The sequence below is a fragment of the Bacillus sp. ISL-77 genome, assembly GCF_018613105.1.
In genome coordinates this window covers 74,151-91,468 of sequence record NZ_JAGGQY010000037.1, presented here as the reverse complement: position 1 = coordinate 91,468, position 17,318 = coordinate 74,151, and the positions used below count along the sequence as shown (strand labels likewise).

Annotated in this window: 17 protein-coding genes; 7 read left to right on the top strand and 10 right to left on the bottom strand. The window is 40.3% G+C overall.

Features of this window, described 5'->3' with window-relative positions; genetic code table 11:
• Nucleotides 1-245: 245 nt before the first annotated feature.
• Complete coding sequence (locus J7E77_RS15355) at nucleotides 246-839, bottom strand: putative ABC transporter permease (RefSeq protein ID WP_214715498.1); 594 nt, start codon at nucleotides 837-839, stop codon at nucleotides 246-248.
• Nucleotides 840-1,050: 211 nt separating this feature from the next.
• Here J7E77_RS15355 and J7E77_RS15350 point away from each other — a divergent pair, with 211 nt between their 5' ends.
• The 5 genes from J7E77_RS15350 to J7E77_RS15330 all read left to right on the top strand — a co-directional run bounded on the left by J7E77_RS15350 (nucleotide 1,051) and on the right by J7E77_RS15330 (nucleotide 4,348).
• Nucleotides 1,051-1,659, top strand: a complete 609-nt coding sequence (locus J7E77_RS15350; protein ID WP_214715497.1) for a TetR/AcrR family transcriptional regulator — start codon at nucleotides 1,051-1,053, stop codon at nucleotides 1,657-1,659.
• A 144-nt stretch (nucleotides 1,660-1,803) separates the two neighbouring features.
• Complete coding sequence (locus J7E77_RS15345; RefSeq protein WP_214715496.1) at nucleotides 1,804-2,529, top strand: ABC transporter ATP-binding protein; 726 nt, start codon at nucleotides 1,804-1,806, stop codon at nucleotides 2,527-2,529.
• Nucleotides 2,526-3,584 (top strand): ABC transporter permease, encoded by a 1,059-nt coding sequence (locus tag J7E77_RS15340; protein ID WP_214715495.1) that lies wholly within the window; start codon nucleotides 2,526-2,528, stop codon nucleotides 3,582-3,584. Before J7E77_RS15345 ends, J7E77_RS15340 begins: the two co-directional genes overlap by 4 nt.
• A gap of 137 nt (nucleotides 3,585-3,721) precedes the next feature.
• Entirely contained in the window at nucleotides 3,722-3,991 is a 270-nt protein-coding gene (locus J7E77_RS15335) for a ferritin family protein (RefSeq protein ID WP_214715494.1), read from the top strand.
• 12 nt (nucleotides 3,992-4,003) lie between these two features.
• Nucleotides 4,004-4,348, top strand: a complete 345-nt coding sequence (locus tag J7E77_RS15330; RefSeq protein WP_308160629.1) for a spore coat protein — start codon at nucleotides 4,004-4,006, stop codon at nucleotides 4,346-4,348.
• 92 nt (nucleotides 4,349-4,440) lie between these two features.
• Here the strand turns inward: J7E77_RS15330 and J7E77_RS15325 are convergent, their stop codons facing one another.
• The 8 genes from J7E77_RS15325 to J7E77_RS15290 form a co-directional block, all read right to left on the bottom strand.
• Complete coding sequence (locus tag J7E77_RS15325; RefSeq protein WP_214715493.1) at nucleotides 4,441-5,040, bottom strand: NADPH-dependent FMN reductase; 600 nt, start codon at nucleotides 5,038-5,040, stop codon at nucleotides 4,441-4,443.
• A 293-nt stretch (nucleotides 5,041-5,333) separates the two neighbouring features.
• A complete protein-coding gene (locus tag J7E77_RS15320) occupies nucleotides 5,334-6,527 on the bottom strand; it encodes a PDZ domain-containing protein (RefSeq protein ID WP_214715491.1) in 1,194 nt (397 codons plus the stop codon).
• Nucleotides 6,528-6,697: 170 nt separating this feature from the next.
• The gene (locus J7E77_RS15315; protein ID WP_214715489.1) at nucleotides 6,698-8,152 is read right to left on the bottom strand and encodes a S41 family peptidase; all 1,455 of its coding nucleotides are present in this window, start codon (nucleotides 8,150-8,152) and stop codon (nucleotides 6,698-6,700) included.
• 151 nt (nucleotides 8,153-8,303) lie between these two features.
• Entirely contained in the window at nucleotides 8,304-9,590 is a 1,287-nt protein-coding gene (locus J7E77_RS15310; protein ID WP_214715487.1) for a murein hydrolase activator EnvC family protein, read from the bottom strand.
• 206 nt (nucleotides 9,591-9,796) lie between these two features.
• Nucleotides 9,797-10,690: a permease-like cell division protein FtsX gene (ftsX, locus tag J7E77_RS15305; RefSeq protein ID WP_214715485.1), complete on the bottom strand. Its 894-nt coding sequence runs from the start codon at nucleotides 10,688-10,690 to the stop codon at nucleotides 9,797-9,799.
• The gene (ftsE, locus tag J7E77_RS15300) at nucleotides 10,680-11,366 is read right to left on the bottom strand and encodes a cell division ATP-binding protein FtsE (protein WP_088089609.1); all 687 of its coding nucleotides are present in this window, start codon (nucleotides 11,364-11,366) and stop codon (nucleotides 10,680-10,682) included. The genes ftsX and ftsE overlap by 11 nt, the downstream gene beginning before the upstream one ends.
• A gap of 249 nt (nucleotides 11,367-11,615) precedes the next feature.
• Nucleotides 11,616-11,960 carry a cytochrome c551 gene (cccB, locus tag J7E77_RS15295; RefSeq protein ID WP_214715483.1) on the bottom strand — a complete coding sequence of 115 codons (345 nt, stop codon included), beginning with the start codon at nucleotides 11,958-11,960 and terminating at the stop codon, nucleotides 11,616-11,618.
• 51 nt (nucleotides 11,961-12,011) lie between these two features.
• Nucleotides 12,012-12,878 carry a YitT family protein gene (locus J7E77_RS15290; protein ID WP_214715481.1) on the bottom strand — a complete coding sequence of 289 codons (867 nt, stop codon included), beginning with the start codon at nucleotides 12,876-12,878 and terminating at the stop codon, nucleotides 12,012-12,014.
• Nucleotides 12,879-13,121: 243 nt separating this feature from the next.
• On the opposite strand from J7E77_RS15290, the gene J7E77_RS15285 reads away from it, so the two are divergent.
• Nucleotides 13,122-13,583 (top strand): hypothetical protein, encoded by a 462-nt coding sequence (locus J7E77_RS15285; RefSeq protein WP_214715480.1) that lies wholly within the window; start codon nucleotides 13,122-13,124, stop codon nucleotides 13,581-13,583.
• Between the two features lie 157 nt (nucleotides 13,584-13,740).
• Here J7E77_RS15285 and prfB read toward each other — a convergent pair.
• Nucleotides 13,741-14,842, bottom strand: a protein-coding gene (gene prfB / locus J7E77_RS15280; protein WP_214715479.1) for a peptide chain release factor 2 whose coding sequence is annotated in 2 segments (ribosomal slippage) — nucleotides 13,741-14,769 and nucleotides 14,771-14,842 — 1,101 coding nt in all. Because the reading frame shifts where the segments join, the coding sequence is not laid out codon by codon here.
• Between the two features lie 389 nt (nucleotides 14,843-15,231).
• On the opposite strand from prfB, the gene J7E77_RS15275 reads away from it, so the two are divergent.
• Complete coding sequence (locus J7E77_RS15275; RefSeq protein ID WP_214715478.1) at nucleotides 15,232-17,187, top strand: SEC-C metal-binding domain-containing protein; 1,956 nt, start codon at nucleotides 15,232-15,234, stop codon at nucleotides 17,185-17,187.
• Nucleotides 17,188-17,318 lie beyond the last annotated feature (131 nt).

Here is a 17,318-nt window from a genome sequence, read left to right as displayed (position 1 = left end):
TCTTATTTTTTTAGAAATGATCTACTTCAATTTAGCATGATTTCTGCTTAGTTTTCTTTTTTTCATTGAATTTTAATCTTTTATTCAGATCACACCTGCCACAATCATTCGTCGATTCTATTAAAACATTAAATCTTTGCCCAAATTCATCATACATGGCCATGTATTATGATTGACCTATACAAGCCAAAAACCCCTTCTTTTTAGTTGAAGGAGTTTTTTTATGGTATTGGGGTGTCAGGCACCTATTGGATTGGATTGGTTGGTTCATCGGTAATAAGGTCCTGCAATGAATGTTTCCGGATGGCTAATACAAGATCGGCAAGGAAGTATAATCCTACTGCAGACCAGACCCAGGCCCAATATGGTTCAATCGCTCCGTACATAGAGGCAACCGCAGGATGGATCCATTTTATGCAAAGAATCGACAGGATACTCCAGCAGACAGAGAAAGGCAAACAAATATGTCCATGAAACTGCAGAGGTGAATCTGAATAGTCCCACCATTGTCGGTTAAAAAGCTTCTGTAATAATGCTCCCGTCAAATATTCCACTATGGTTGGGATCAAGAAGCAGAGGAGAATTACCACTAGCCAATTTGTTTCTGGTGAAGTCAAATATACCAGGAGGACAGGGGTAAAGCCGTACATCGGTTTAAATGGTCCAAATAAAAAGTTCGGCTTAAAAAACTCCTGTTTCGTGAAGAAGTTATAACTGTTTTCGAGCAGCCAGCCTAACCATGAGTAGACTGTAAAATAAAAAACGATTGTTGCTGCTCCTTCAAGATTAAAAATATCTGGATTTTGAAACTCAATACCATTCAACAAATTAATGATCATGGCTAAACCACCTTTCATGGATAAGGATTTCCCACTTTAGGTTTAACAGCCATGCATCCAAATATACAAAAAAATTCCTACTTCAAAATAGAAATCCCCTTTTGTTTATTCAAGAAAATTAATGTACACGATGTTTATTAACATCCACGATGTATATTATAATTTGTTTGGCAGGTATGGCAATTAACAATTTTTCAGGGAGGGATTTGACATGTCGGAAAAATCAACAGATAGGCGGATCGTACGAACGAAGCGGTTAATTCGTGATGCTCTAACAGAGCTAATGGAGGAAAAAGGCTTTGAAGGAATTACGGTTCGTGATTTAACGAAAAAAGCGGATATTAATCGGGGTACCTTCTATCTCCACTATCGTGATAAATATGATTTGTTGGAGCAGAGTGAGGCTGAGATATTAAATGAAATTGAAAAAATGACCCTAGAGATAAATCCAAATGATTTCTTGAATTTTAATAGTGAAAATGATCCATTTCCCTTCATCATTAACCTATTTGAGTTTTTCCATGAGAATTCAAGTTTTATGAAAGTGATTTTGGGTCCCAAAGGTGACGCATCCTTCCAAGGAAAATTACGAGATATCATTAAAAAGACCTTTTTCCAACATGTTACGTCAAAGATAAAAGGGGAAGAAATGCTTGTCCCAGTGGAATATCTATTTTCCTATGTCAGCTCTGCCCACCTCGGTGTGATTCAGCACTGGCTAGAAAGCGGGATGGAAAAACCGCCGCGGGAAATGGCGATGATCTTATCGCGGATTACATTATTAGGCCCTAGGCATGTTACCGGGTTGATAAAAAATTAGGCTGCCTTTTTTCAAAAGTAAATGAACACTTTGTTAACTAGTGGACTATAATCAACACATTGTTGTTTTTTGTTTATTGCTTATCTCTCATTGAGTTGTAAAATAAAATCATAACCGCGTCAACAATCCTAGGGGGAATGATTGATGGATTCAACCATAAAAGTAGAAGAAGTCAGCAAAAGCTTTGGAAAAAAAACCGTTTTAAATGACGTCAACTTAAAGATCGAGAAGGGGCAATTATTTGGGTTGATTGGACCTTCAGGGGCCGGGAAAACCACCCTTGTCAAAATGATTGTTGGCATGGATAAGGCGGATACCGGATCGATTCATGTATTAGATAAGAAAATGCCAAATCTTGCTTTACTTCAGGAAATTGGTTATATGGCCCAAGCAGACGCCTTGTATGGAGAATTAACAGGTGAAGAAAATCTGAAGTTTTTCGCTTCGCTATTCGGGTTAAATAAAGAAGCACAGAAAAAGCGAATCACTTATGTTTCCAGCTTAGTAAACCTGACAGACGACTTAAAGAAACGGGTAGCTGCTTATTCTGGGGGGATGAAACGGCGTTTATCCTTGGCGATAGCGTTAATTCAAGATCCTAAAATATTAATCTTAGATGAACCAACCGTCGGCATTGATCCCGAATTAAAATTGTCGATCTGGAAAGAATTTTTACGATTGAAAAATGACGAGCAAAAAACCATCATTGTCACAACCCATGTCATGGATGAAGCGGTGAAATGCGATTATGTTGCTATGGTCCGCGACGGCCGCATTTTAACGAGTGGAACGCCAATCGAATTAAAGGCACTCTACGGGACAGACGATTTTGATGAGGTATTCTTGAAGGCAGGGGTGAAACAATCATGAGAGTACTTGCGCTAATTAAAAGAATTTGTCAGCAGATGTTTCGGGACAAACGCACCTTAGCCTTGTTATTTGTGGCACCACTACTGATTCTGACCCTGATGTACTTTTTATTCAATGGCAACACCGTCGATCCTAAATTAGGTGTCACGGGCGTTGATAGTGGGTTAATAACCGCCTTTAAAAAGGCAGACATTAACGTTAAAGAATACAAGTCAGTAACAAACCATAGCATTCTAGATGACGACCTTGACGGACTGCTGCAGCAGGAGAATGGGAAAATAAAGCTGATACTTCGGAATGACGACCCTTCAAAAGCGAAAGCCTTGCAAATGAAGGTAAACCAAGTAATCGCGGCACAGTTCCAGGCCAAGATTATGATGCAAAGTTCAGGAAAAGCGCCAGCAATGACACCGAAAAGTATCGATATAAACTACGTTTATGGCGATTCAGACACCGTCTTTTTTGATGTATTAAGTCCGATATTAGTGGGTTTCTTTGTATTCTTTTTCGTCTTTATTATTTCTGGTATTGGTTTATTACGCGAGCGAACAACAGGGACCTTGGAACGGCTGATGTCCACTCCAATTCGGAGATGGGAGATCGTTACCGCCTATTTGGTTGGCTATGGAATATTCGCGGTGATTCAAACAATGATCGTTGTTTTCTATGCTATTAATGTATTAGACATCGTCCTTGTCGGGTCGATATGGAATGTGCTCCTCATTAATTTAGTCTTAGCTTTGGTGGCACTCTCGCTTGGAATCCTGTTATCGACCTTCGCAGCCTCAGAGTTCCAAATGATTCAGTTTATCCCGATTGCAGTTATACCACAAATATTTTTTGCAGGAATTTTTCCGCTTGAAGGGATGGCCGATTGGTTACAGGCAGTTGCGAAGGTAATGCCAATGTACTACGCAGGTGACGCATTAAAAGGTGTGATGTATAAAGGGTTTAGTTCGAGTGATATAAGCGGGGACCTTCTTGCCTTAGTGATCTTCGCCGCTATTTTCATTGTTTTGAATATCTTTTCATTGAAAAAATATCGATCCTTATAATCAATTGACAGCCAAAGGACGCACATCCTTTGGTTTTTTTATGTAAAAAAATGTCTCCCTAGAAGGTTTCAGAATAACGGATGAGCCGTTTGTTCATTCTAAACAATGAAGTATAAATCTAATTAAAGGAGACTATCATGGATCAAACACAAATACCTATTCCGAATCCGCCGCGCGCGATTACAACGAAAGACTTAATGTATTTAAAAGATGCGTTATCGTGGGAGCTTCTGGCGTTTAAAAAGTTCCATTCCCTAGCACAAAACGCCGAAAATCCAACCTTCAAGCAGGCACTTGATAAGGCTGGGAGGATGCACCAGGATCATTTTAATCAATTGCTTCCTCACCTGCAAGTGAATAATAATCAAGCAATGGCGAACATACCAAGTCCTTCACAAGTCAACTGAGGAGGTACAACCGTGCAAAACCAACAAGCGCAAAACAATAATCAAATCGCTAATCCGCAAACCGGACAATTGCCAAAAGTTAAAGGACCTAATATGAATGACCGTGACTACTTGAATGATGGGCTCAGTACTTGTAAATATTTAACGGATAGCTTGAACATTGCCGTTCGTGAAGCAAGTCATGAACAACTTCATGCTGATATCTTACAAATTTTAAACGAGACGCACCAAAGCTGCCGCGAGTTGTATAACCTGATGTTCCAAAATGGCTGGTACAAACTTGAAGCCGAAGACCAGCAAAAGCTTGACCAGGCTTATCAACAATTTAGCAATTATTCAACCCAATTTCCTTATTAACGCAACCTGTCATCCTTGATGCCAGGTTCATCTCTATCCAACTGTTTTCAAAATACAACAAAGGGGGAATGAGTCATCATCCCCCCTCTTTGTTATGATCTAATTGTTTTTAATGCTCCGCTCCAACTATTCACTTCGTCAAGCATAGCATTTACATTTGTAAGGTGTAATTCAGCTGGCTTGAATACACTGCCGTTTTCAAAGTCTGTAAATAATGACAAGGTTGGATGTGTACGAACATCCGCCACTTTCAATTCGCCTAGAATTCCACGTAAATGTTCAGCCGCACGAGCTCCGCCTGTTGAACCATAGCTTACGATTCCAGCAGCTTTGTCATTCCATGCTTCACGTGCAAAATCAAGGGCATTTTTTAATGCACCAGTGATGCTGTGGTTATATTCTTGAACAATGAATACAAAACCATCTAAGTTAGCAAGTTTTCCATTCCATTCAGCGATACCAGGTTCTGAACCGTCAGTTGTACCTAAGAATGGTAATTTGAAGTCCGCGATATCAACGATTTCATAGTTTGCATCGCCGCGTTTGTCGGCAATCCCTTTCACCCATTCCCCTACTTGTGGGCTTACACGTCCTTGACGTGTGCTACCTAAAATAATACCAATGTTTAATTTTGTCATTGTTTTTTCCTCCTTTGTTGTTGAATCACCAAATAGTCTACCTAAAAAACCCAACTTCAACACCACCTTAAAAATTTTTTATCTAAAGAGTTACGTAGTGTTCATGAATAAACAAAACGCTTTTTGGCAGGATATTATTCTACTCAATATTACAGAGTAATCTCGAATTAGAATATTATTAATTAATATATCTCTAATTCAAAGTAATTTTATAATATAAAATACATCTTGTCAACGAAATAATCTTATTTGTTTTTTAACAATTAGATTACCCAATAAAGAACATAAAAAACCACTTAGCAATTTTTGGCTAAGTGGTTTTTTGAATTTGGTGTCAGGCACCATCGTTATCCTATTTTCTCATCATACTTGCGCTCGTCCTGAACAAAGAGGATGCCCAGTTCGTGGTGGTCACCTTCGTAAAGTGCACGTTGGAGGAGGCGGATCTCTCCATTGGTATCGAGGACCTCTAGCTTGCAGTGCGCACGGTTTTTTTGCAGGGCTTCGTAGAACACCTTTTCATCACGAACCAACAGTCCATTTGCTTTTGAGATGATTTCACCAACCTGCAGACCCATTTTACTTGCAGGGGACTCAGGGATGACTCCAATAATCATCAGTCCTTGATTTTTTTTTGAAAAATAAAATGGGAGATTATCATCCTTCATCATTGTCATTAATGTAATCAATTCACGGCCAAGGACAGCCAGAGCCGCTACCACGATCGAACTGAGTGGCAACCAATAGCCTGCGACAGAAAGTAATGTAACGAAAACCCCAAGGGCGATTACTCGGCGTCCATGAAGCTGAATGGCAACTTTGGGCAGCATCCCTTTGACTTTCTGGTGAAAGCCAATTGCAAATGGCACCAGAATTAGTGAGTACTCTTGTGATCCCAGATGAAAGACTGGCCACCAATCGAATGGAAGTTGCAGTGCATTACCTGGTATAAGTAAGAACAACGGAAGCATCCAGAGGCGCTTTCCTTCATGCAACCCTACGTTTTGACCGCGTTTGCTTTTGGCAAGTTTAGGTGAGGTCCCTTTTCCGCCATTTTTAAAAATTAGGATTCCTTCTGCAATTAACATCAGTCCTAGCACAACGACAACAGAAGGATAAACCTTGTCACCCAGTGCTTGAAACGACTTCGTAAAGAGCGGGATCGACCAATTATTCTCAGCAATCAATATAATCGCGAAAAAGGCAGCCCCAATCGTATACGCAGGCGATATCCATCGAATATTTGTTGTCAGTGACCACAAAAACGTAAAGACAGCAATCAGTAGAATTGTTGCAAATGGAACGGCGATGCCTGCCGCAACAACTATAATAGAAAGAACCAGTCCGATCAGAACTCCCTGCGGAAATAACTGGCGGAGTTCAAAATAGGCATCATGTGCCCGAACATGAAAGTTTTTTCGCTCACGCTTCACTCTTGTAACGCCTAAAATCCCTGTTAGGAAAACAAGATAGTATAAAACAGGATGAAGAAATAACTTGCCTGTCCCTTTTAGAAGTTCCACAAGCCATGTTTCCACCATTTCCTGCCACCTGCCTCTATTAATTCTAGTAATTTATCATAAAAAAATCTCTTAAAGATTATTTTACCAAATTAGAACCATAAAACATATTGCTAGATTTTAGAAAATGGCAAAAATGTTGTAACAGTTACTACCCAAAAAGAAAAACAGAGGCTAAAGCCCCTGCTTTCTTATTTTGTAATTAATCTCAATGCTGTTTGCAGCTGGAGATCGTTTTTCTCTTTTTTCATTTCAACAATCGCAGCTTCTTCAAGTTTAGCAGCTGTTTTGGGTCCGATTTTTCCTGTCGGATTCATGTTAACATGAAGTTGGAAGCCTTTTACGGCCATGGTCGTTTCCTTGCTGAAGTATCCATCCGTCCGACCTGGGGCAAATCCTAAACCAGCCAACACTTCTTGAGCATTCTTAACCTGCTCATTGTTCATATCCTCTTCCAGTGATTCTTCCACTTGAATGGGATGGGTGGCGAATATGGCCGGTTGCTTAACGGCCACATCTGGTTGGATTCCCTTTTTGTGGATCCAATTTCCATCTGGGGTCAGCCATTTAAATAACGTTAACTTGATATTGCTGCCATCCCCCATTGGGACAGCTTGTTGAACCGTGCCTTTTCCAAACGTTGTTTCTCCAATGAGCTGGTAACCTACCGCCTCTTGCAGTGAACCTGCAAGAATTTCCGATGCGGAGGCACTGCCTTTGTTGACAAGGACAAGCACTGGATAATCCTTTTTCTTCGATAGCGTCGAGAAGTAACGTTTTTTCTTACCATTCCGCTGTTGGATTTGGACGTACGGCTTATCCTTTGGTACAAATTCTTTTAAAATCTCACCGACACTATCCAGAAGGCCGCCAGGGTTTCCACGTACATCAATAATTAACCCTTTAATATCATCGTTTTCGAGGGCCGATAATTCCTTTTCAAAATCAGCGGCCGTATCCTCAGAGAAGGAGGTTAATTCAATATAGCCAATCTTTTTGCCATCCTGCTTCTTAATGGAAGCATGTACAGTCTCAAGTGGAATTTCATCACGTGTGACATCAATGGCGAGTGGATCTTTTAACCCTTTTCTCGCAATCATTAATTGAACCGTTGTGCCTTTTTTGCCGCGGATTTTTAGCGTCGCTTTATTCAAGTCAAGTCCTTCCACACTTTTTCCATTCACCTTTAATATTTGATCATTCGGCTTGATGCCTGCTTTTTCTGCGGGGGAATTTTTGAATGGTGAGACAATCACAATTTTCCCATCGACCATTCCAACTTCGGCTCCAATCCCTTCGAATGAGGATTCCAAAGTTTGTGTGAATTGTTGGGCTGTTTCCTTGTCCATATAAACGGAATACGGATCCTTTAAGACAGAAAGCATCCCTTGGATCGCACCTTCTACTAATTTATCCTGATCCACTTTTTCAACATACCTGCTTAAAATAAGGTCATAAGCCTGCTCTACTTTTTCAAGATCAGCTGTATTTTCTTCGGAAATTATTTGATTATCTTTTGTTGATTGCGCTAACTCAAGCTTCTTGTTTCCGATTTTATCATCTAATAACTGCATTCCTGCATATGTGCCCCCTGCTCCTGTCAGAAGCGAACCCGTCATCAACAGGGCAATCCATCTACGATTCATCCCAATCCTCCTCGAGTTAAAAATGCGTGTCTTATCTATTTTTATAACAAGGCTCCAAATTCCTGCCCGATTATTAACTTATATGTTAGGAGTGGACGAGTTATGATTACATAAAAAAATGGAAGAAGTAAGAACTTCTCCCATTCCATTATTATAGTGGCACAATGCCCGATGGATTAATTGCCGCATGATATTGCCAACGCCCTTTGTATAGTTCAAAGTGTAAGTGCTGACCTCTGGAATCACCAGTGTTACCCATAACACCGATTTGTTGTCCTTTTTTCACGGTTGCACCTGCTCCGACCAAACTTCTTCTCATATGTGCGTAAACGGTGGTATACGTTTGACCATTTATGTTATGCAAAATATAAACTACGTTTCCATAACTTGATGAGTAATGCGAAACATATACTTCCCCATCTGCAGCAGCGACTATTGGTACATTATCGCCCGGTTTTGCGATGTCAAAACCATAGTGGAATGATCCACCGCGACCCCCAAAGCCCGAAGTAATTACCCCAGGTGCTGGTCTTGTGAAGCTGCCACTTGAAACCTTTGGTGCAGATGATGCTGCACTGCTTCCACTTGAAGTAGAAGAGGACCCGCTGATTCCACTTTTAGATTGATTACTTTTAGCTTGAGCCGCTTCTCTTGCCTGACGCTCTCGCTCATTTTGGATTGACCTTTTAATGGCTGCCTCTTGAGCCGCAAGGATTTGCTCTCTCTCCTGCATATCCAGCATACCCTCATGGGCTTCTTCTTCCTGATCTTTCAGGCTAGCTAATAGTTTTTCTTTTTCTTTCTTTTGTGCACTTAATTGCTGGTTCATATTTTTTAAGTCTACAAGCATCTTCTGGAGGCTAGCAAGGTTCGTTTCTACTCGCGTTTGTTTCTCGAGAAGTTCCTTTTTGTCGGCCTCATGCTGTTCTAAAATATCCTGGTCCGCCTGCACGATGGTTGCTACTGCGTTTGCACGGTCAATGAAATCATTAAAGCTGGTGGATCCCATTAACACATCCAAATAACTAACCATTCCACCATTCTCTTGGTAGCTGCGCGCCCGTTCCTTCAAAAGCACATTACGCTTTTGAATTCGCTCCTTGATGACTTTTGTTTCAGCTTGGAGCTTAGCCACTTCGGCTTTCGTATTTTTGATCTTCTCAGTTTTATCATTTATTTTGTCAGTTGTATCATCAATCGCAAAGTCAAGACGTTTCTTTTCACTCTTAACATCTGCCTGCTGACTTTGTAATGTGTTAATCTTATCGTTTGCTGAATTTATATCGGCTTTTAAATTGGAACGTTGGTCCTGAATTTTAGTTTGTTCACCTTTCAATCCGGAAATCGATTCGGCTTCTGTTTTAACTGTTACTCCGCCAAAAATTGTTCCCAGCCCAACCGTCGTAGCAACGGCAATAGTAATTACGGATTTCTTCATTTCCGATTTCTCCTCCCATTCTCTCTATGTACAGGTTAAATCGTTCTTTATCTATGTGTGAACGAATGTTGTTGTGTACGAAACATTTAGTAGTAACTCACGCGTCTATTCTAGTAATCTAATTGTTCATAAAAAATCAGGAAGGACCTGAAGACAGCCCTTCCTGATCTAATAAACTGCACTAAACAGGTACTTCTGCTTTTCCATTAAACTTTTAAGAATTTTCTTACGGACATCAAACTGCCCCAAACTCCGATTAATGCGCCCATTAAAATCAAAATCCCCGAAACCTGATAGACAAATGGATCAAACGGCAAGATTTTGATAAAAGTCCCCTCTAGCTTAGGGCCAATGTAATCATAGGCACGATAGTAGGCAATCGCGATCAAGATAATTGGCAGAATGGACCCAAGAAAACCGAGCCATAATCCTTCCAAAAAGAACGGCCAGCGAATAAACGTATTCGTTGCTCCTACTAATCTCATAATCTTAATTTCTCTTCGTCTTGCAATAATCGTAATTTTAATTGTATTAGAGATTAAGAAAATGGCTGTAAAGAATAAGCCGATGATTAAAACAACCCCGACGTTGCGGCTCGCTTTAATAAACTTAAATAACTTTTCAACCTTGCCCTGGCCATACTTTACCTTGGCAACATAATTGGATTGTTTGATTTGATTCGCAACTTCCATCGTATCTGTCGGTTTTTTCGTTTTTACGATAAATACATCGTTTAAGGGATTGTCCTGTTCAAAAAGTTTAAAGGACTTGCCTTCCTCACCAAGACTGCTTACTAAATTATCTAGTTCATTCTTTTTAGAGGAGAATGTTACACTTTTCACTTCAGGCATTCTTTCAATCTCACTTTTTAAGGTTTGCTGATCTTTTGGGGTTGCAGCAACATCGATGTGAACGCGAATTTGCACATCATCTTCAATGGTTTGTGCCACTCTGTTAAGATTCATCATAATAACGAAAAAGACACCAACTAAAATCAAGGTAACGGTAACAGCACTAACGGATGCAAAAGTCATCCAGCCATTTCTGCTTATATTTTTAAAACTATCTCGAGCGTGACGGCCAATTGTTCTAATTTTCATAACCGTATTCACCTCTTTCATCATCACGTACTATTTTTCCACCTTCAATGGCAATAACACGATGCTGCAATGTATTAACAATCTCCCGGTTATGTGTTGCCATAACAATAGTGGTTCCTCGTGCATTAATTTCTTCAAAAATTTTCATGATTTCCCATGATGTTTCCGGGTCAAGGTTTCCAGTAGGCTCATCCGCAATGACCACTTTCGGCGAATTGACAATCGAGCGGGCAATAGAAACACGCTGTTGCTCACCACCAGAAAGCTCTGTTGGCAGCATTTTTATCTTATGCTTTAAATTTACAAGATCGAGAACTTCCATCACTCTTTTTTTAATGACTTTCGGCTGCGCTTCAATAACCTCTAAGGCAAAAGCTACATTTTCATAGACTGTTAACCGTGGTAACAGCTTGAAATCCTGAAAGACAACGCCAAGATTCCGACGGAAAATGGGTACCTTTTTCATCTTTAATTTTGCTAGGTTGACACCATTCATTGTGATGGTCCCTGAAGTAGGAACTTCCTCACGATACATCATTTTAATGAATGTCGATTTTCCAGCACCACTTGGTCCGACAACGTAGACAAATTCGCCCTGGTTTATCCGGACGTCTATACCATTTATGGCAGAAACCCCATTCGGGTACTTTTTATATACATCTTGTAGTTCTATCATTTTTATCACCTTTATTTAAAGACTTATCGAATTGTGATTCGACAATAATCTTTATTTATTTGCAAAATGGACTAGGATAACAAAAAATATGTGCATAATTTCGCATAATCCTATTATAACATCATAAATTGCTAAAAAAAGCGGTAAAAATATTACAGTTTCTTTTCAAAGAATTACAAAACCCGACAAAGTTTGCGTATTGGGCAAAAAAAACGCTCTATTTTTTCAAATAGAACGTTTTTGACACCTTTATTTTTTAGCTGCTAGCCATTCAGCAACTTGGTTTGCGTCATCGCCGCTAACTACGTTTGCCGGCATTTGACCTTTACCATTTTTTATAATACCTAAAATGTCGTCCTTAGAGTACTTTGAGCCAACCTTTGTTAAGTTTGGTCCCATACCACCCGTAAGATCGCCGCCATGACAGCCAGAACATTTTTGATCGAAAATCTTTGCTCCGGCATCACTGGTAACAGTGTCCGTTCCATTGTCCGTTCCCTTGTCCGTTCCCTTGTCGTCATTGCCGCCTCCGCAGGCTGCAAGTCCCATAACTAATGCTGTTCCCATTAACAATGTAAGTAGCTTTTTCTTCATACCTGTACCCCCTTCTGAAAATATTACCATCAATGCACTATTATACCAATCCTATACCCGTTTGAAACCCTCTCCCAACACTTCTGCGGCATCCATAACGACCACAAATGCAGATGGGTCAAGGGCTTTGACCAATTGTTTCAATTTTGTGAACTCCGTTTGGTCGACAACACACATCAGAACTGGCCGTTCATGGTCCGTAAAACCACCATATGCTGATAGTTTTGTCACACCACGGTCAATTTTATTCAAAATACCTGCACGAACTTCGTCTTGTTTACTTGTAATGATCATCGCCATTTTTGATCTGCCGAAGCCAACCTGAACAAGGTCAATCGTTTTGCTAGTCACATAAAGGGCAATCAATGCATACAATCCCTTCTCGATATCAAACACGATCGCAGCAGTGAGGACAATTATTCCATCGATTATGACGACACAACGGCCAAGTGTAAAACCTGTATATTTATTAATAATCTGCGCCGCAAGGTCGGTCCCGCCAGTGGATGCCTTCCCCCTAAAAACAATGCCCAGACCGAGCCCTACTCCAATTCCCCCGAACAAGGCCCCAAGTAGGGCATCATTTGTCCAAGGCTCTAAATTTTTGGTAAAAAAAACAATGAACGGTAAAAAAATGGTTCCCACTAGCGTTTTAACGCCAAATTGCTTTCCTAAAAACACCACACCTGCAATAAACAAGGGGATATTAAAAGCCCACTGTACATAAGCTGGTTCCCACCCCAGCACCGTTTTTAGAATCGTACTGATGCCGCTAACTCCACCCGAAGCCACTTGGTTTGGGAGTAAGAAAACGTTAAATACCAGACCAATAATTGCCGCCCCAATCAGAACAAATAGATAATCTATCGCGATTCTCGTTTTTGGATAGGTTTGTGTAAGATTACTTAAAATATTCATAAATCCATTCTCCTCAAAAAATTGATTCTTCAGTAATAATTTCTATCAACCGAGAGTGAGTATAGCACGGGCAAATTTCGGTGTAAATGGCATTAAGTTGACGTGTTAAAGGGTTAAAATTTTTATTAGCATTTGCCAATAACGGGGTTTTGATAAGGAATTTATGATTGAATACGCTGTCATTTGTTTTGCTAAAACATTATCAATAAATGTTATAATATGTTGAAAAAGGAGGTGTACCAGATGGAGCAGTTGTTACGACAAATGATGGAACAAATGAATCAACAGTTTGATAAAATTGATCATCGCTTTACCGCAATTGATAAGCGATTTGATGCCATGGATGACCGGTTTGATAAAATTGAACTTAGACTTGATGCTATGGATGAACGTTTCGATAAAATTGAACTTAGGTTAGACACCATGGATCAACGGCTTGATGCCATGGATAATCGGTTTGATGCTATGGATGATCGGTTTGATTCCATGGATGATCGGTTTAATGCTATGGATCAGCGGTTTGATTCCATGGATAATGAATTCATTGGTGTGAAACAACGGTTAGATAAAGTAGAAGCAAGTATTCACTCACTCGAGGATACGGTTAAAAATAATGCCACGGAATTTAGGAGTTATTTCAGACACATCGATAACAAATTGGAACATCATGATAAAATGTTTGAAATGCTTTCTGCAGAAGTGTAAATTCAAAATTTTAGGTAAATCCACTTAAACCACAAAGTAACGATCACACAACCTTCACCATGATCGGCAAATACATCCCAAAAAATAAGCCTTTGCCGAATGGGTCAGCAAAGGCTTGATACATTTATTTCAAATCCTTGTTTAAAAAATGCCCGTGTTACGAAATCCTCGACCTTAGATACGCATCAATAAACTGATCCAAATCCCCGTCCATCACAGCTTGAACATTTCCGCTCTCGGCACTGGTCCGGTGATCTTTCACCATCGAATACGGATGGAAGACGTAAGAACGGATTTGACTTCCCCAGCCGATTTCCTTCTGTTCGCCACGAATTTCTAGAAGCTCTTGTTCTTGTCGCTCAATTTCCAATTGATATAACTTAGATTTCAGCATTTTCATTGCCGCATCACGGTTTTTAATCTGTGAGCGCTCTGATTGGCAAGTGACGACAACATTCGTTGGCAGGTGGGTAATCCGGACGGCGGAATCCGTGGTGTTGATATGCTGTCCACCCGCTCCAGTCGCACGATACGTATCAATTTTTAAATCTTCTGTCCGAACTTCTATTTGAATGTCATCATTTAACTCAGGCATCACTTCACAGGAAACGAACGAAGTATGGCGACGGCCTGAGGAATCAAATGGGGAAATCCTTACCAGACGGTGAACCCCTTTTTCCGCCTTCAGGTAGCCATAGGCATTATGACCTTTGATCGCAAGCGTAACACTCTTAATCCCTGCTTCATCCCCAGGCAAGTAATCGAGTGTCTCGACCTTAAAGCCCTTTTTCTCAGCCCAACGGGTATACATCCGCAAGAGCATCGAGCCCCAGTCCTGTGATTCTGTTCCACCCGCACCAGGGTGAAGCTCCAAAATCGCATTATTTTTATCATACTCCTCACTCAAGAGAAGCTGCAGTTCAAATTGACTCAAGCTCCCTGTAAGCTGCCCGAGCTCATCTTCCAACTCGGTCCGCAATTCTTCATCATTTTCTTCTTTAACAAGCTCATAAGTTAATTCCAAATTTTCAAAGCTCTCATTAAGCTTGTAAAATTCATGGACCTGGTCCTTCAAACCGTTTGCTTCACTAATGACGGTCTGAGCTGCTTGCTGATCATTCCAAAAGTCAGGATGCAGCATCTCATCATCTAGCTCAGCAATTCTCGCTTCCTTATTTTCAAGGTCAAAGAGACCCCCTAAAGTCCGCTAATTTCTTAGCTGTTCTTTCAAGTTCATTACGAATTTCTGCTAATTCCATTTTCTTCACCTCTATAAAAATTAAAAATATGACCTGTATTGTATTTTATACCGAAAATCAATTGTCAGTTCCTTAACCATTATAGCGTGATAACCGTATAAAATTCAAAGTTTGGTCTTAAAAAAGCACAAACCTGTTGTTAAGGAATGATCGACAAATCTTTATTTGGATCATCCAAGACATAAAATATCATTTCAATCAAATTTCATTAGTATTTTTATATTTCTGCCTGTCAAAAATGGTACTATTAAATTAAGTGGAAAGTGGATGAAATCCACTTTATTTCAGCTGTTTTATACATAATTCACCTTTTAACATGAATGAACATACTACATCATGCAATTAGTGCGCTGGATAAATAAATAGGGTAATCAAAGGAGCGGAATGAGTTGGAGAAAATAAATCGGAATGGTCCTTGTCCATGCGGAAGTGGGAAAAAGTATAAAAAGTGCTGCGGGGCTAATGAAGCCGTATCGATTACCGATATGATTGATAGTGAAATCGACGTCCTGCAAAAGCATATCCTTCATTATGCTTACTATCACTTCGGGCCAGAAATACAAGAGGATTTCGAAGTTCTTGAAGAAATGATTGAAATCGATAATGAACAGGAACGAGAATTTTATGAGTTGATTCATGCCATTTGGTTTACTCTTTTTGAAGGATTAGATGATGGGGAAACCATTATCGAGAAGTTTATTGCGGCTGAGATTGGGAAAATTAAACGGCCTAAATTAAGAAAGATATTACAAACATGGACGGAAGCTCGAACGATTGCTGGAAAAGTCCTTGCTGTTGAAAATAATAGAGTAACAGTAGAGGACGGCTTTACCTCTGAAGAATTTGAAGCAATCATTACGAATGTGCCTATCACGGTTGAAGAAGGTTCCTTCTTCGTAGGAATCTTGGTTCCCTATGACCAAAATTATGTCTTCTTTCCATCTCCCTTTGATTTACCAGATCTTAAACCTGAAGATGCTTTTTCATACATTGAGGTTAGCAGTATCGAAGCAGATTACGACTCACCCCAGGAATACTTGACTGACTTTTTCCTGGAGGTCCTGAGCGAACTTCCGGTGGTCGGCAATTTTTTGGAAATAGATGAAATGGATTGGCCGGCACCAATCTATAAAGAAGTCGCCGATATCTTTAAGCAAAAGTTGGAATCTCTTGATGTACCAGGATCCATAGTCGACACGGGGGTTATTCTTTGGCTGAGTTTTTGCCAGAAAAGGCAAAAGCGAATCCAAAATCCGAATCTGTATGTTGCCGCCCTCCATTACTTACTGTCAACGATTGCACCGTTAGAAAAAACGTATACGCAAAAGGAGCTCGCCAAGCTGTATAGTGTTTCTACTGGATCTGTTTCCTCCATATTCACGGAGTTGGAAACGGTATTACATCCGGAAATTGCCGAGTTGATTGGAATGGTTTATGGGTTAGATGAAGCGCCGCTACTGCCGCCATTTGAAAAGGCACCTGTTATTGATTTCCCAAGAAAAAGCGCGCCCGCAGCTGAAGAATCAAGGAAAGCAGAAGCGATGCGGGATTCATCTGTTCAAACACTTACACTTGTCGATACTTCATCTAAAAAAACTAAAAGCCCAGTTCGTAAAGTTTCAAAGCGGGATGAAGAGCGGGCTAGAAATTTAATTTACGACGCCTATCAATCGGACGGCCAGCAGCGTTATAAGCTGGCAGAAGAAGCAATAACGCTGAACCCTAATTGTTCGGATGCCTATGTCATCCTTGCTGAAAAAACAAAAAGTCTCGAAGAAGCCATCTTGCTCTATGAAAAAGGCATCCAGGCGGGGGAACGAGAACTTGGTAAAGCGTTTTTCAAGGAGAACAAAGGGCACTTCTGGGGGTTAATTGAAACAAGACCCTTCATGCGTGCGAAACTACATTACGCAGAGGCCTTGTCTCTGATCGGAAAAATAAACGAGGCCATCCTCCAATATGAAGAATTGCTGGAACTCAATCCCATGGATAACCAAGGCGTTCGTTACTCGTTGTTTGTAGCCTACCTAGATGCAGGAGACACTAAGAAAGCTAGTGACTTGCTCTACCAATATGAAGAGGAGTCAGCCCAAACTTCATACAATAAGTTGTTGCTTGAGATCCAAGAAAGAGGCTTTACGGCGAAGGCCGCGAAACTGCTGAAGGAAGCAAAAAAAGATAATAAGTATGTGATTAGCTATTTAACAGGCAAAAAACGCCTGCCCGCTTATCCCCCTGACTATTATGGTTTTGGTGATGAAAATGAAGCGATTGTTTATGCGGATATGCATTTGCATTTGTGGAAGAAGATTGATGGGCTGGTTGAGTGGTTGAAAGGTAAATAAATCAGTATACATGATGCGTTTTTGCGAAGTTCCATGATCAAAGACAAGTATTAAAATCCTTTATACCTAATTTAAAGCCTTTGGAATCTCTTTTGGGAGTTACCAAGGGCTTTTTATATTGGTAGAAAACC

Coding starts and splice junctions, on each gene's coding strand:
- ftsX (WP_214715485.1), bottom strand. CDS start 10,690: ATGAAAATTAGAACAATTGGCCGTCACGCTCGAGATAGTTTTAAAAAT.
- J7E77_RS15285 (WP_214715480.1), top strand. CDS start 13,122: ATGGAGCAGTTGTTACGACAAATGATGGAACAAATGAATCAACAGTTT.
- cccB (WP_214715483.1), bottom strand. CDS start 11,960: ATGAAGAAAAAGCTACTTACATTGTTAATGGGAACAGCATTAGTTATG.
- J7E77_RS15335 (WP_214715494.1), top strand. CDS start 3,722: ATGGATCAAACACAAATACCTATTCCGAATCCGCCGCGCGCGATTACA.
- J7E77_RS15320 (WP_214715491.1), bottom strand. CDS start 6,527: ATGGTGGAAACATGGCTTGTGGAACTTCTAAAAGGGACAGGCAAGTTA.
- J7E77_RS15350 (WP_214715497.1), top strand. CDS start 1,051: ATGTCGGAAAAATCAACAGATAGGCGGATCGTACGAACGAAGCGGTTA.
- J7E77_RS15355 (WP_214715498.1), bottom strand. CDS start 839: ATGATCATTAATTTGTTGAATGGTATTGAGTTTCAAAATCCAGATATT.
- J7E77_RS15290 (WP_214715481.1), bottom strand. CDS start 12,878: ATGAATATTTTAAGTAATCTTACACAAACCTATCCAAAAACGAGAATC.
- J7E77_RS15310 (WP_214715487.1), bottom strand. CDS start 9,590: ATGAAGAAATCCGTAATTACTATTGCCGTTGCTACGACGGTTGGGCTG.
- J7E77_RS15345 (WP_214715496.1), top strand. CDS start 1,804: ATGGATTCAACCATAAAAGTAGAAGAAGTCAGCAAAAGCTTTGGAAAA.
- J7E77_RS15315 (WP_214715489.1), bottom strand. CDS start 8,152: ATGAATCGTAGATGGATTGCCCTGTTGATGACGGGTTCGCTTCTGACA.
- ftsE (WP_088089609.1), bottom strand. CDS start 11,366: ATGATAGAACTACAAGATGTATATAAAAAGTACCCGAATGGGGTTTCT.
- J7E77_RS15340 (WP_214715495.1), top strand. CDS start 2,526: ATGAGAGTACTTGCGCTAATTAAAAGAATTTGTCAGCAGATGTTTCGG.